Source organism: Patulibacter minatonensis DSM 18081, from assembly GCF_000519325.1.
Classification (GTDB): domain Bacteria; phylum Actinomycetota; class Thermoleophilia; order Solirubrobacterales; family Solirubrobacteraceae; genus Patulibacter; species Patulibacter minatonensis.
In genome coordinates this window covers 4,139,625-4,152,547 of sequence record NZ_KI912613.1, presented here as the reverse complement: position 1 = coordinate 4,152,547, position 12,923 = coordinate 4,139,625, and the positions used below count along the sequence as shown (strand labels likewise).

The 12,923-nt window shown below is 68.8% G+C and carries 16 protein-coding genes; 8 read left to right on the top strand and 8 right to left on the bottom strand.

Going from position 1 to position 12,923, the window contains the following annotated elements:
- The first annotated feature begins 145 nt into the window (after positions 1 to 145).
- The 4 genes from PATMI_RS0119395 (at position 146) to PATMI_RS0119385 (ending at position 2,611) form a co-directional block, all read left to right on the top strand.
- Positions 146 to 565, top strand: coding sequence for a DUF4259 domain-containing protein (locus PATMI_RS0119395; RefSeq protein WP_026912077.1), 420 nt, complete (start codon positions 146 to 148; stop codon positions 563 to 565).
- Positions 566 to 890: 325 nt separating this feature from the next.
- Positions 891 to 1,406 carry an Hsp20/alpha crystallin family protein gene (locus PATMI_RS31755; RefSeq protein WP_051472055.1) on the top strand — a complete coding sequence of 172 codons (516 nt, stop codon included), beginning with the start codon at positions 891 to 893 and terminating at the stop codon, positions 1,404 to 1,406.
- Between the two features lie 143 nt (positions 1,407 to 1,549).
- Positions 1,550 to 1,729, top strand: coding sequence for a hypothetical protein (locus PATMI_RS31750; protein WP_036726149.1), 180 nt, complete (start codon positions 1,550 to 1,552; stop codon positions 1,727 to 1,729).
- A 534-nt stretch (positions 1,730 to 2,263) separates the two neighbouring features.
- Entirely contained in the window at positions 2,264 to 2,611 is a 348-nt protein-coding gene (locus PATMI_RS0119385; RefSeq protein WP_036726146.1) for a Na-translocating system protein MpsC family protein, read from the top strand.
- Between the two features lie 113 nt (positions 2,612 to 2,724).
- Here PATMI_RS0119385 and PATMI_RS31745 read toward each other — a convergent pair whose 3' ends face one another.
- Entirely contained in the window at positions 2,725 to 3,570 is an 846-nt protein-coding gene (locus PATMI_RS31745; RefSeq protein WP_084270091.1) for an SDR family oxidoreductase, read from the bottom strand.
- 115 nt (positions 3,571 to 3,685) lie between these two features.
- Here PATMI_RS31745 and PATMI_RS0119375 point away from each other — a divergent pair, with 115 nt between their 5' ends.
- Entirely contained in the window at positions 3,686 to 4,360 is a 675-nt protein-coding gene (locus PATMI_RS0119375; RefSeq protein ID WP_026912075.1) for an alpha/beta hydrolase, read from the top strand.
- A gap of 102 nt (positions 4,361 to 4,462) precedes the next feature.
- Here PATMI_RS0119375 and PATMI_RS31740 read toward each other — a convergent pair whose 3' ends face one another.
- The 5 genes from PATMI_RS31740 to PATMI_RS31730 all read right to left on the bottom strand — a co-directional run bounded on the left by PATMI_RS31740 (position 4,463) and on the right by PATMI_RS31730 (position 8,493).
- Entirely contained in the window at positions 4,463 to 4,873 is a 411-nt protein-coding gene (locus PATMI_RS31740; RefSeq protein WP_036726144.1) for a VOC family protein, read from the bottom strand.
- A gap of 6 nt (positions 4,874 to 4,879) precedes the next feature.
- Entirely contained in the window at positions 4,880 to 5,527 is a 648-nt protein-coding gene (locus tag PATMI_RS0119365; RefSeq protein WP_026912074.1) for a HemK2/MTQ2 family protein methyltransferase, read from the bottom strand.
- A gap of 236 nt (positions 5,528 to 5,763) precedes the next feature.
- Positions 5,764 to 6,195, bottom strand: a complete 432-nt coding sequence (locus tag PATMI_RS31735) for an SRPBCC family protein (protein WP_084270090.1) — start codon at positions 6,193 to 6,195, stop codon at positions 5,764 to 5,766.
- Between the two features lie 789 nt (positions 6,196 to 6,984).
- On the bottom strand, positions 6,985 to 7,236 hold the full coding sequence (locus PATMI_RS0119355) for a hypothetical protein (protein WP_026912073.1): 252 nt from the start codon (positions 7,234 to 7,236) through the stop codon (positions 6,985 to 6,987).
- A 489-nt stretch (positions 7,237 to 7,725) separates the two neighbouring features.
- The gene (locus PATMI_RS31730) at positions 7,726 to 8,493 is read right to left on the bottom strand and encodes a SigB/SigF/SigG family RNA polymerase sigma factor (RefSeq protein ID WP_051472052.1); all 768 of its coding nucleotides are present in this window, start codon (positions 8,491 to 8,493) and stop codon (positions 7,726 to 7,728) included.
- A gap of 583 nt (positions 8,494 to 9,076) precedes the next feature.
- On the opposite strand from PATMI_RS31730, the gene PATMI_RS0119345 reads away from it, so the two are divergent.
- Positions 9,077 to 9,262 carry a hypothetical protein gene (locus PATMI_RS0119345; protein ID WP_026912072.1) on the top strand — a complete coding sequence of 62 codons (186 nt, stop codon included), beginning with the start codon at positions 9,077 to 9,079 and terminating at the stop codon, positions 9,260 to 9,262.
- A 10-nt stretch (positions 9,263 to 9,272) separates the two neighbouring features.
- Positions 9,273 to 9,629 carry a VOC family protein gene (locus tag PATMI_RS0119340; protein ID WP_211241757.1) on the top strand — a complete coding sequence of 119 codons (357 nt, stop codon included), beginning with the start codon at positions 9,273 to 9,275 and terminating at the stop codon, positions 9,627 to 9,629.
- 55 nt (positions 9,630 to 9,684) lie between these two features.
- Here the strand turns inward: PATMI_RS0119340 and PATMI_RS31725 are convergent, their stop codons facing one another.
- The gene (locus PATMI_RS31725) at positions 9,685 to 10,635 is read right to left on the bottom strand and encodes a manganese catalase family protein (RefSeq protein ID WP_051472051.1); all 951 of its coding nucleotides are present in this window, start codon (positions 10,633 to 10,635) and stop codon (positions 9,685 to 9,687) included.
- A 294-nt stretch (positions 10,636 to 10,929) separates the two neighbouring features.
- On the opposite strand from PATMI_RS31725, the gene PATMI_RS35100 reads away from it, so the two are divergent.
- A complete protein-coding gene (locus PATMI_RS35100; RefSeq protein ID WP_169738397.1) occupies positions 10,930 to 12,012 on the top strand; it encodes a YciE/YciF ferroxidase family protein in 1,083 nt (360 codons plus the stop codon).
- A 105-nt stretch (positions 12,013 to 12,117) separates the two neighbouring features.
- Here the strand turns inward: PATMI_RS35100 and PATMI_RS0119325 are convergent, their stop codons facing one another.
- The gene (locus tag PATMI_RS0119325; RefSeq protein WP_051472049.1) at positions 12,118 to 12,879 is read right to left on the bottom strand and encodes a SigB/SigF/SigG family RNA polymerase sigma factor; all 762 of its coding nucleotides are present in this window, start codon (positions 12,877 to 12,879) and stop codon (positions 12,118 to 12,120) included.
- Positions 12,880 to 12,923 lie beyond the last annotated feature (44 nt).

The following is a 12,923-nucleotide window of genomic DNA, read 5'->3' as shown; positions in this document are numbered from 1 at the left end:
CGGGGTCATGTCTGGTCGCTCTGCCGCTCCGGTGCGGTCGACGCGTCGTATGCCGTTTTCCGCCTCGTGATCGTTCTCGCGCGCGGCTCGGTCGGTGCCCGTGCCTGAGCGATACTCGCGTTGACGGTTTGGTGCTTGAAAGGACGTGGTCGGGGTGGAGTCGTGGGGCGGGTCGGTGGTGGAGAACGAGACGGCGACGAGGTGGTGTGAGGAGTTCGCCGCCGACGGCACGCTGAGCGGGATCCGCGACGCATTGAACGTCGCCGCCGGTCGACCGGACGACGAGGACCTCGACGCGGACGAGGCCGCGCGAGCGTTGGCGGCCGCCGAGGTCGTCGCCGCCGCGGCCGCCAGGGTCGAGACCCCCGAGGCCCTTCCGGCCGGGGTCCTGTCGTGGGCCAGCAAGCACCCCGAGGCGGGGGAGCCGGAGGTCCGCGCGCTGGCACGCTCCGCGATCCATCGCATCGTCGGCGAACGCTCCGAGCTCGCCGACGAGTGGTCCTCCGCAGGAGAGCGCCGCGGGTGGCAGGTGACCATCGACGGGCTGCTTGATCGCCTCACCTAGACCCATGGGTCGCGGCCTGCGAACCCAGGGAAACAGCCGACTGCGCAGTGTCGACGCTTCGCGCGTGCGATGGGAGCGGTCGGAAGGTCAGGCCGTCGCGGGAGCTGCACCGCCTGCTTCGGGATGAGGGGAGCGGTGTCTTGGTCGCCGGTGTCGAGGGCGGCCAGGTGGCGCGGTCGTCGGTGGTCGCTCAGCGCGTGTTTGATGCGGCGGGGTCGGCATCTGTTCGAGCGGTTTCCGGGCTCTCAAGACTTGACACGCTTCGACTGAGATTTCTATCTTTCCGGGTGCAAGATCTGTTCTTCGAACCACGGAGGTTTTTGTCATGGCCATCGTTCGTTGGGAGTCCGCAGGGGATTACGGGTCCCTGCAGCGCGAGATCAACCAGCTGTTCTCGTCGTTCTCCGGCGGGACCGGGGCGCGGCGTTCGGGGTGGGTGCCGCAGGTCGATCTGCACGAGTCCGAGGACGGGTACGTGCTGCTCGCCGATCTGCCCGGGGTGTCCGCGGAGGACGTCGCGATCGATGTCGAGCGCAACGTCCTGACGCTGAGCGGCGCGCGGTCGCGTCGCAGTGCCGAGCAGGACAAGGGACTGGTGCGCGCGGAGCGCTCGTACGGGTCGTTCCGTCGGCAGCTGACGATGCCCGACGGCGTCGATCCGGACGAGATCGTCGCGTCGTTCGATCGCGGGGTCCTCGAGATCCGGATCCCCAAGCCGGTCAAGGCACGCCCGCGGCGCATCACGATCGACACCACCGGCGGTCACGACGTGATCGACGCCGGCACCGACGATCAGACCGCGACGGGCAAGCGCGGCGAGTCCGCCGAGATCACCGCCTGACCCCGGGGTTCGGGGCCCGGCTCTGGCTGTGGGAGGTCCGGCCGGGCCCCGGTGCCGAAGGTGACCCTGCGCGGCCGGGGTCGGTGGCGGTCTCTCCGCATCACCGGCCCCGGCCGGCGCCCGATGCCGAAAGGACTCGATGTATGACGACCCCGACGATCGCTGGACTCTCGATCGCGATCTCCGGCGCAACGTTCTCCGCTGCCACCGGAGCGCTCGCCGACGCACCTCTGCTGTGGAACCTGGTGGTCTGCGCGGGATGGGGAGCGATCGGTGCGATGACGCGCTCATCCCTGCGCGATGACCTCCACCGGCGGCCGTGACGCTCTGGGCCCGCCGACCGCGACGACCGATCCATGTCCGTCTCAGTCCCCAAACCGCAAAGGCCTGCGGCCTCGGCGCGCGTGAGCTCCGTGGTCGCCGAGCGTGAGGTGCAACGCGCAATCGCGGCAGCACGCGAACTCCGCGCAGGACCACAAGGATCTCGTGGCCCGGTTTCGCGAGCGCCACAGCGGCCGGCGCTCCGCTCTGCGAGCGACCGGCGAGGCGGCGAGATCATCCGACGGGAGCCGTCTGTGTCGCGTCGATAGGGGCGGTGTTGGAAGGCCGGTGCCCCGTGACAAGCATCGGCCCCTCCGCCACCTCAGGTGCAAGATCGCCCGCCCGCGGGCGAACTTTCAGCACCATGATCATGACGCGCCAGGCGGTCAGCCTGGTATCGAACGCGAGCCGAAGTTCAATCTGGCGTTCGTGGCCGGGCGGCCCTTGCCGGCGCCGCCGTGCGCGAGCGCGTTGGGAGTCCTTGGGGTGCTTATTCTTTGCTGATGATGTCGTCGTCTCACTCTCACGAGGCGGCCGTGGGGCAGCAGTCCGATCGGTCGCGGAAGCAGCGAATTTCGGATGCGATCTCCGTCGCGTACAAGACGCGGTACGGGAAAGGTCCCGAGAGCGTCAAGATTCACCTGACCGGTGACACCGTTCTGGCCGTGTTGCGCGGGGGGTTCTCGATCGTTGAGGAATCGCTGCGCGAGGCCGGTGAGACCAAGGCCGTACGCGACCAGCGACGCGTGTTCGGAGACATGATCGCCCCGGCCCTCGGGGCCGCGGTCGGCGAGGTCATCGAACGCGACGTCGTCGCAGTTTTGGCGGACACCTGTCAAGACCCCGACTTCGGCGCGATCGTCTTCATCCTCGCCCCCGAGTGACGCCGACCGCTGCCAACGCCATTGGTCCGTGCGAGCGAGATCTCGCGAGCTCGCGATGACGCTGCCTTTGGTCCGGCGGCCCCGAAGCCGGGCGCGCACGGCCGGTCTCCGGGCTATTCGTTGGGGTGCGGGGTGCGGGGTCGACGCGTGGGCAGCTCGCGGGCGAGGGCGCTGAACCGGATGGCGGTTTCGGTGGCGCGCTTGAGCGCGAGTTCCGGTGCTGCGGACGGCGTTAGCCACCATGGCGTGATGATGGTCGCCTCCCGACGTTGTAGGCCGCGGACCAGGCGCCGTGCTGTGGCTTCGGGATCCAGCGACCCGGTAAGAAACGACGGGGTGCTGTCGAGCGCTCGACCGAGTCGTTCGTCGTCGCTGATGCTGGTGGACATCTCGGTGTCGACCATCCCGAGGTAGGCGACCCCGGCGCTCATCGGCAGGTTCCGGGTTTCGATCCGGACCTGCGAGACGAGCTGGCCGACGGCGGCCTTCGTGGCCGGATAGACCCCGGAGAGCGGCGCGGGCATGATCCCGGCGATCGATGCGAGCGCGAGGAAGTGCCCGCCGGCGGCGTTGAGGTGCGGCATCGCTGCTTGCAGGGTCCACAGCGTGCCGAAGAAGTTCGTGTTGATCACCGAACGGCACTCCTCCTCGGTCTGTTCGCCGATCGTGGCGGGGATCACGACCCCGGCCCCCGCGACCACCGCATCGAGGCCACCGAACCGTTCAGCGGCAGCGTCGATCGCGGAGGTGACCTGGACACGATCGGAGATCTCGGCGGGCGCGGCGATCGCGTTGTCGCTGTCGAGCTCTTCGAGCAGCCCGTCGAGGCGTTCGCTGGGCCGGCTCATCAACGCAACGCGGCAACCGCGGTGCAGCAGGTGCTCAGCGATTGCGCGTCCGATGCCACCGGTGGCACCGGTCACCAGGACGCCGTGTCGGGCCAGATCGAGTCGTCGCACCGGCCGTCCCTACCCACGCCACCTTGCCGCGATCCCCCTCCGCCGCCGCCCCCGGACGGAACGAACGAAGGGGTTCGTGATGCGTCGGCGGGCGGCGGGTGGGTAGCTATGGCGCGTGGATTTGCAGCCGCGTTTGATCGAGACCCGCGTGCCCGACCGGCCGGAGGGAGCGGTGCTGGTGCTCCACGGTGGGGCCAGTCGTCGGGCGAACATGATGGTCAGCCCGACGCAGCTGTCGGTGATCCGGATGATCCCGATCGCGAAGAAGATCGCGCACGCCGGCCGCGGCCGGCTCGCCGTCTTCCGGCTGCTGAACTCCCGACGCGGATGGGACAGCAACCACACACCCCTCAAGGACGCCCAGTGGGCGCTTGAGCAGATCGCCGAACGGGTCGGAACGGTGCCGGTCTGCATCGTCGGGCACTCGCTCGGGGGCCGCGGGGCGCTGCTCAGTGCCGCACAGCCGAACGTCCGCAGCGTCGCGGCGCTTGCGCCCTACGTGTTCGCGTCGGATCTTCCGCGTGGCCTGTCGGACCAGCGGATCTTGATCGTCCACGGAACCGCTGATCGGATCGCGTCCCCGGAGCGCTCCGCTGCGCTCGCGCGTCGGCTGGGAGCATCTGCGTCGGTCGCGTACGTCAGCGTCCAGGGCGGCAAGCACGCCATGCTCCGCCACCACCGCCAGTTCGACGGCCTCGCCGCAAGCTTCGCGACCGCAACGCTCCTCGGCGAAACGCACCACGACGCGATCGCACGAATCGAGACCGGCGAGACGTGGGTCACCGTATGACGCAACCCGCGGGGTGTGTCGTCCTGCGCGGCCGGATGGCGCCGCCCGGACGCGGGCTGGTCGTTCGCCGGCCGCCTCGCGGGGTCGCGCGGGTGGTCCGGGTCACGCGAGGCCGTCGACGCCTTCGTGGTGGCCTGGGGGGCGGTCGAAGTAGTCCCAGACCTCGACGACGTTGCCGGCGGGGTCGCGGAGGTAGATCGACCGGTCGCCGCCGTCGTGCTCGATCGGTCCCTTGACCTCAACGCCCATCTCGTCGGTCAGACGCCGACAGATCAGGTCCAACCCTCCCGGTGTTGCGGCCATGGCGAAGTGGACGTGTCGACCCCCCTCATCGCCGTACTCCTTCCTGCCGGGGGTCCAAAGCCCCAGCCGGGTCCGTTCGCCGAGCTTCAGCCAGCTCCGGTCGCGTTCCTCCGACAGCACCTCGAGCCCGAACGCCTCCGTGTAGAAGCGCTGAAGACCATCCGGGTCGGTGGTCTGCAGGGTGATCTCGACGACGTCGTCGACGTCCATGACGGCTTACCGGGGAGCGGTCGCGCGCAGGACGACGAGGTCCTCCACGTCTTGCCCGGCGGTGATCATCGCCCCAGCGTGGAGCAGTGCGGAACGACTGCGCATCACCGGACCGAACTCGACCCCTCGACGCTCGATCACCTCCACCTCCAGGCCTTGTTCCTCAAGCATCCCCGCCGTTCGGGATGGGTCAGCGACCGTGCTTTGGACCAGCAGGATCCGCCCGCCGGGCCGTAGATGTTGCGGGGCCTGCGCGCAGATCCGATCCAGCACTGCTCGGCCGTCTCGACCTGCGTCCCACGCCCGCGCGCGGCCGCGTGTCGGGAGCGCATCGGTCGATGCAGGGACGTAGGGCGGGTTGCTGACGATGACGTCGAAGCGCTCGGCCCCTAGGACGTCGAACAGATCGCCGCGGCGCACATCAGGACGACACCGATGGCGCACCAGGTTCACGCGTGCGATCAGCGCGGCACGCCGCGACAGGTCCACCGCCACCACCCCGCGCGCGCCCGCGCGCGCTGCGGCACAGGCCAGCGCGCCACTCCCGGTGCACAGGTCCAACACCCGGGCACCGACCCCGACCTCACGCGCGATGCACTCGGCCAACAACCACGTGTCGTCCTGCGGCGCGTAGACCCCAGGAACCGTCCAGATAGCTCTCCCCGCAGACCGATGCCCGGCCGAAGCGGCGCCGGTGGCGTTCGGAGCCGGCGGCCTGGGTGTCGCGGGGGCAGGCGACGGAGCGACCGCACTCACGCGTCGCGCGACCGGTCGAACCCCGCACACGAGCGGGTCGGCTTGGTCTCGGTTCGGGTCATATCTGCTCGCAATACCTGTACGCGGGGACGGTCGGCCGGTTCGTAGCCATGGGCGGCGCCAAGGACTCGGGTTCAGCTGAGCTGCTTCTGCAGGCCCTCGCGGGCCTCTTTGCCGATGCGGTGCAGCATCACGGCCATCACGGGCTCGGCGAGCTTCCGCGCACCCTTCAGCTCGATGTTCACGTCGTAGGTGACCTTCGATCCGGTTTCTTCGGCGTCGACGGTGATGGTGTCGATCGAGACCAAGCTGTCGGTCTCCGCACGGAGCACGACCTTGTGGCCGTCGGTCAGCTCGATCGTCTCGTAGTCCAGCTCGACCTTGGTCAAGCCGCTGCCCTGCACGACGTGGAACGTCGCCCCGATCTGGATCGGGCTACCGGCGCTGGTGACGGCGGTCTCGGTGATGTTGGGGTCCCAGTCCTTGGTGTTGGAGAAGTCCGCCATGTACGGGAAGACCTCCGACGCGGGCCTAGGGCTCTGCACGGTTCCGGTGTAGCTCGGCATGCGCCGTTACTACCCACTGGCGCCCCAGCAACCCGCGACGTCGGGTCGCGCCCCAGCCGGCCGCGACCCGGGGTCACGAGGCGACGATTCGCCTGATCTCGCTCATCGTGCGGATCTCCTGAACCCGGCAGCGCGCGCTGCGCCACGGCGATCTCTGACCGGCGCCGCAATCGACCAGCTCGCCCGGGTTCCCCGCGCAATGCAGCAGGCGCGGGACCCGACGAGATCAGGACCTAATCGCTGCGCGCCGCCCGATCGCCAGCGGCCGGCTCGTGATCCTTGACCCGCGTTGATCGCCCGGTGTCCTAAGGCGTCAGGTGCGGGCGCGGCGCTCGGTCACCTCAACGGTCTGAGGGGCTTTGGGGATCGTCATCACCGGAGTCTTCGAGCTCTTCGATGAGCCGATCAAGTGTGGCGATGGTGCGTTCCAGGAGCTCATGCAGCCGCTCGAGCGGGACACGCCCTTCCGAGGGGTCGCAATCCTCTGGAGTGGCTGGGTGCGACGTCATCGCCGCGCACCGGTTCGGCGACGTTGCGGACAGGGGGATGACAGCGACTCAGGCATCGCGGTCCTTCGGCATCAGGGTAAGACAGGACGGACCCGGCCAACCCGGCACCTGCTGAGGAGCGCCCGGACGGAGGTCTCACAGAATCCGGGCCTCGTTCCTGGGGCGGCACGACCGATGCCCGTCGCGATCTCTACAACGAGCACCCCACGGAATTAGACGCGCCGGACACGTCGCGCACCGCTGACAGGAGCGGTGTTGTCAGAGCCAACGTGCCCGGGCGTCAGGTCGCGTCGTTCTCCGCCCATTCCAAGAGGCCGGCCACGATCACCATCGCATCGGTGATCTGACGCCGCGCCGCGGTCGCGTCCTGCAACGGCAGCGCCCCATCGGTGCGGTGCGCGGCCTTGACCTGGCGCAGCAGCACTTCCACCTGGAGGGCGATCGAGTCGATGTCAAGGATCCCCGTCTCGGCCCGCCACGCGGCGGTCCGGGCCACGTGACGCAGCCGTTGCACCACCGCGAACGCAGACACCGCCGCACTCGACGCATGGTCGCCGGACACCGAGTCCGGCCTCGGCCGATGATCCCACCGGGAGCGACGTCACTGCTGAGGGTGATCTTGGAGGTCGCGTGGGGAATTCGTCGCATCGGATGACCTTCCTTCGTACATCGGACTCCGACGAGGCTCGTGGACCTCTTCGTCCTCTCGGTACGGACCGCGTGACCGACACGGATGCGCACCCGAGACGCACCGTCCCGGATACGCAAGGTCTCGGGATACCCGCGCCGGCGTTCTCCGGCGTGGACCCAACCGGTGCTTCGGCGCCGCCGGCGTGCCGCCCTACGTCGCGGAACCGCCCGGCTCACCGGGTCCTTCCGACGATGCCGCAGGGAACGGGCGGGGGAGGCGTCGATCAGCGCGAGCGTAGGCGCCGATGACGCCGCCGGTGATCTCGATTCCCGGCGGCGCTCTGGTTCTCCGCGTGTCGTTTGGTCGTCGCGTCGCGCCCGCCGCGGGTGGTCAGGCGGCGAGTGGGGCCGGCTCGGTCGCGCCGACGTGATGGCCCATGGTGTTGATGGCGTTGCTGATGATCCTGGAGACCTGCATCTGGGAGCAGCCGACCTGCACCGCGATCTCGCGCTGCAACAGACCGTCGCGGTAGCGCAGGTCGATGACCTTCCGGTCGCGGTCCGAGAGCGCCTCGAGCGCGACGCCGAGCGTGAGTTCAGCGTCGACCTGGTCGTAGCCGCCATCGTGAACGCCGCGGGTGTCTGCGATCGTTCGGCCCTCGCCGGTGGGGGTCTCCAGCGACATCGCGCGGTACGCCCGATTCGCGGCCCGCGCCTCACGGATCTCGGAAACATCGACCTGCAGCTCCACGGCAAGGTCGTCGTCGGTGGGCTCCCGACCGGTCTCGGCGATAATCATGCGTCGGGCGCCGACCACTTTCGCGTCAAGCTCCTGCAGCGACCGGGGCACGTGGACGGCCCAGGTGTGATCGCGGAAGTGCCGGCGGATCTCGCCGGTGATGTTCGGCACCGCGAAGGAGATGAACCGGGTGCCGGCGCGTAGGTCGAATCGGTCGATCGCTTTGACGAGGCCGACCACGCCGGCCTGGATCAGGTCGTCGACCTCTTCGCCGCTGTTGTTGTAGCGGCGGACCAGTGACTTCACCAACGGCGCGCACCGTACGGCGAGCTCGTCACGGGCGAACGTGTCGCCGTGCTCGTGGTAGCGGCGCAGCAGCTCGTGGTCGATCTGGTCGCGGCGGGTTGCTTCGTGCAGCATGAATGGCTCCCAAAGGGGGACGGGTGGTGCATTCCGGCGGCCGACCAGGCACGAGGGGGAAACGTCGCCCGGGGGAACTGCCTTGCTGTATCGGCAGAAGCGGTGGCAGCAGCCCCCGAAGGGCCGAGCGCGAGCCAGCGGACACCAGCCCCCGACAGGGGCCAAGACCGTCGAGCTCGCAATGCTCCATCGCTTCTGTATGCGACCCAAAACCCCGTCGGTGACCGACGTAAACCTCGCCTCGAGAAACGTGTGAGGCACTCACCGGATGGCACTACCGGCGTGGCCCGGGCCACAGGATGGACACCACGTCGACGGCATCCAGTCGTAGCTCAGAGCACGGCGAGCGTCGACCCCACGCAGCGAGGCCGACGCCCGTGGCCCTATGACTGCCCGGTCGGATGCGGTCCATGCGATGCACCCGACCGGCGCGGCTGATGCGGACATATCCGCGAAGGATCGCCCCGGTGGACTCACCCCTTTCGCCGTCGCTGCGGATCTGCACCAGGATCGCGGCGCCGCATGGTGGGTATCGACCCAGCGACGCGCCCGGTGAAGGGTGCGACCGATGAAGGAGGATGAAATGACGGATCCGAAGACCGATCAGGAGCCGACCACCGGGATCGTTGATCCCGACACCGGGAAGGCGCACCCCAACTCGGGGCCGCAGGCGGGCCCGCAGGACAGCGACGAGGGCACCCAGGCTCGCGACGTCGCCAAGAACGGCACCGCCGGCACCGAGGACGACGAGCCCACCCCGGCCGACTGAGGAGCAGCACGTGACGACCACCATCAAGCAGATCGATGCGATCTGGCTGCCGGTCTCGGACATGAATCGCGCCATCGCGTTCTACCGCGACACCCTCGGCCTCGACATCCTGGAGCACGACGGCGACTGGTCCGAGGTCACCGCCGGAGACCAGCGGATCGGCCTCAACGCCTCCGAGTCGCCGTCCGGCGACGGCGGGGCAGTCATCGCCTTCGGTGTGAACGGCGAGATCGCTGACGCCGTCGACGAACTGAAGGAGAAGGGCGTCGAGTTTCCAGGCGGCCTCACCGAGCATCCGTGGGGCAAGATCGCACCGTTCAAGGACCCCGACGGCAACGACCTGCAGCTCTACGCGCCGCCGACGTAGAGGCGTGCGGCGGGTCGGCTGGCGGCGCGATCGCCGTTGGCCGACCCGCCGAGCATCACTTCCCGGGGTTGGCGACCTCGCCGATGACCTCGTCGGGGAAGCCGGCGTCCTTGCGGAGCTTGTCGACGATCTCGTCGATCTCTGCGGTCGAGTAGCCCGGCGCGAACACGTCGTTCTGTGCAGGTAGGTCGACCGGCAGCGGCCGCAGCGAGGGATCTTCGTCGACGACCTCCAGCGGCTCGCCGGTCTCGGGGTGGTTGCCGTTGAAGACCGCGGAGAGCTCGCGGTAGTCATCGGGCGAGAACCGGTACAGGCGGCGGTGGTCGCCCTTCTCGATGTAGGGCTGCGATTCCTTGATCGCGTCGGACGGGACCCTGGGTCCGGGGAACAGCTTGGTGAGGTCTGCGCCGGTGAGGTTCTCGACCGCGCGAGCGTAGGCGACCTGGTGGACGCCGCCGCGGACGAGCAGGTAGCCCGTCAGGGCGCGGGCGGCGGGGTGGTCGCAGGCCTCGTAGACGCGCAGCTTGCCCGAGCGCGCGCCGGTCTCGAGGAAGTAGTTGTGCGTGAGGTCCGAGAGAAGGTCGCCGGAGGAGAAGACGTTGTCGCCGGTCCACGGCAGGCCGCGGGAGTCCTGCGGCAGCGCGCCCTTTCCGCCGTTGACGTAGTGGTGGGCGTTGCCAGGCAGCGGTGGCAGGTCCAAGAGCGGCGACTTCTGGGTGTTCACCTCGTCCTTGATGCTCTTCTTGTCGGTGAGCATCGAGTTGATCGTCGCGGCGACGAGCTCGATGTGCCCGAACTCCTCGGCGGCGATGTTGGAGATCAGGTCAAAGAACGGGCGGGCCTTCTGGCGCTCGCGGAAGTTGAACGACTGGAACGTGTAGTTCAGGAAGGTCGACATCTCGCCGAACTTCCCGCCCATCAACTCCTGGACCACCTTCGCCTGGGCGGGGTCGGGGTCGGTGGGGGGCGGCAGCTCGGTCAGCCACCGGTCGATGCGGAGGATCATGGTTGGGGGACCTTTCGGTATTCGGGTTGGCTGCGTCGGTCGCGCAGACGCGGTGTTTGCCGCTCGTTTCGCAGTCGCGCCGTCCGTACCCAGCTGTTCACCCGGGACACGAAGACGTCGAGCAGAGGGCGCAGACCCGTCTCGGGCCAGGGATGGCGGTCGGGTGTCGCTGTCGTGTGCGACTGGTCAACGGCTGATGTGACCGCCTCATCCGGGTAGCCGCCAGTGGTGCCTCGGATGCTCGGGGCACCGTCGCTGCCCGCATGGCGCGGCGATCACGACGAGGGGAGCTCGATGACGACGGCAGACCAGAAGATCGTGCAGTACCTGAAGGAGGCGCGAGCGAGCGAACTGGCGCTGGTGCGCGTGCTGCAGTCGCAGATCGCGATGACGCCCGAGGGATCGTTCCGCACCGGACTGGAACGGCACCTCGATGAGACGCGGGAGCACGCCGATCGAGTGCATCAGCGAGCCCGGGATCTGGACCACGGGTTCGATCCGATCGCGTTGGCGGTCGGTACGACCGAGGCAGTGATCGGGCAAGCGCTCGCACTGACCAAGACGCCACTGGACCTGCTGCGGGGCACCGGCGGCGAGGAGAAGGTGCTCAAGAACGCCAAGGACGCGGCGGCCACCGAGGCGCTGGAGATCGCGACCTACACCGCCATCAAGCGGCTCGCCGAGCGCGCCGGTGACACGCAGACTGCCGAACTCGCAGCCTCGATCCTCAGCGACGAGCAGCGCATGCTCGACCACGTCCTCAAGGAGCTCCCGGCACTGACCGACGCCGTCTTCGAGGCCGATGTCGAAGGCGATGGGTCGTTCGATCTCGGCCGGACCGGGGCCGCACAGTCCGCCGATGAGGTCGCGTCGGCCGCGAAAGCGACGACGCAGAAGACCGTAGCGAAGGCGAAGGGCGAGGGCACCGCCAAGCGCGGATCGGCGACGGCGAAGAAGGCCTCGGCCACCGCCAAGAGGACCACCGACCAGGCCGCGGCGTCCGCGGCCGGCAACGCCAAGCGAGCGACGAAGACGGTCCGGAGAGAGGCCACCGACATCGCCGAAGATGCACGAGACGTCGTCGGTTCGCTGGCGGCGAAGGACGACGCGGTGGCCGACGACGCGACGAACGTCGCCGCGGACGCGATCGACGACTCGTCTTCCGAGAGCCGCGGTACCGCGGACGTCGGTGCCGGCGCCGCGGAGGAGAAGCCGTGGCCGGCGTACGACGAGCTGACGGTGCAGGAGATCCAGGCGGTGCTGCTCACGGCAGATCCTGAGCTCGCCAATCGCGTCGAAGCGTACGAGCGCGCGAACAAGGGGCGCGCGGGAGTGTTGAGCACGGTCAAGCAGCACACCTCCAACGCCAACGCCTAGTTCGCGTCGGCGAAGCAGCCCCCGGCGCGGCGACGCGTCAGAGACGCTTCCTCGGAGCGATGCCGACCGTGCTCACGGTCGGCATCGGACTCGGGGACGAGGGGTTCAGGCAGCGAGCGGCGTGTCAGGGGCGACGTAATCATGCATCCGGTCTATCGAGTCGCTGATGATCCGCGAGACCTGCATCTGCGATACGCCGATGACCTCCGCGATTTCGCGTTGCAGCATCTCGTGGTTGAAGCGCAGGTCCAGCACGCGGCGAGCGCGGTCGTCCAGGGCCTCCATCGCGACGGCCAGCGTCGCTTCCGCCTCGACCTGCTGGTAGCCACGCTCGATCGTGCCCCGTGTGTTCAGCAGCTCGGGGCGGTCCTCGACCGGCGCGTCGAGTGATACCGCGCGGTACGCCCTGCCTGCCGACTTCGCCTCCTCGATGTCGGTGACGTTGATGTGCAGCTCGTTCGCGAGATCATCGTCGGACGGTTCCTCGCCGCTTGCCGCGGTCAAGATGCGGCGCGTGTGCTGCACCTTCGCGTCGAGTTCCTGCATCGCTCGAGGGACATGGACGGCCCAGGTGGTGTCGCGGAAGTGCCTGCGGATCTCGCCGGTGATGTTCGGGGCCGCAAAGGAGATGAAGCGGTGGCCGGCGTCCGGGTCAAACCGGTCGATGGCTTTGACCAGCCCGACGGTGCCGGCCTGGATCAGATCTTCGAGCTCTTCTCCGCGTCCTCGGTACTTACGGGCGATCGACTTGACCAGCGGCATGCAGCGCGTCGCGAGCTCATCGCGGGCGAACGTGTCGCCGGTTTCTCGGTAGCGCCGCAGCAGCCCGAGATCGATCTGCTCTCGATGGGTGGCCTCGTGCAGCATGAATGACTCCCTAGGGGGCGGGTGTTCGCATTCCGAACGGCCAG

Bases quoted from the DNA above. Each gene is read 5' to 3' on its own strand.
- PATMI_RS31750 (WP_036726149.1), top strand. From the start codon at position 1,550: ATGACGACCCCGACGATCGCTGGACTCTCGATCGCGATCTCCGGCGCA.
- PATMI_RS35100 (WP_169738397.1), top strand. From the start codon at position 10,930: ATGACGACGGCAGACCAGAAGATCGTGCAGTACCTGAAGGAGGCGCGA.
- PATMI_RS31730 (WP_051472052.1), bottom strand. From the start codon at position 8,493: ATGCTGCACGAAGCAACCCGCCGCGACCAGATCGACCACGAGCTGCTG.
- PATMI_RS31725 (WP_051472051.1), bottom strand. From the start codon at position 10,635: ATGATCCTCCGCATCGACCGGTGGCTGACCGAGCTGCCGCCCCCCACC.
- PATMI_RS31740 (WP_036726144.1), bottom strand. From the start codon at position 4,873: ATGGACGTCGACGACGTCGTCGAGATCACCCTGCAGACCACCGACCCG.
- PATMI_RS31755 (WP_051472055.1), top strand. From the start codon at position 891: ATGGCCATCGTTCGTTGGGAGTCCGCAGGGGATTACGGGTCCCTGCAG.
- PATMI_RS0119325 (WP_051472049.1), bottom strand. From the start codon at position 12,879: ATGCTGCACGAGGCCACCCATCGAGAGCAGATCGATCTCGGGCTGCTG.
- PATMI_RS0119345 (WP_026912072.1), top strand. From the start codon at position 9,077: ATGACGGATCCGAAGACCGATCAGGAGCCGACCACCGGGATCGTTGAT.
- PATMI_RS31735 (WP_084270090.1), bottom strand. From the start codon at position 6,195: ATGCCGAGCTACACCGGAACCGTGCAGAGCCCTAGGCCCGCGTCGGAG.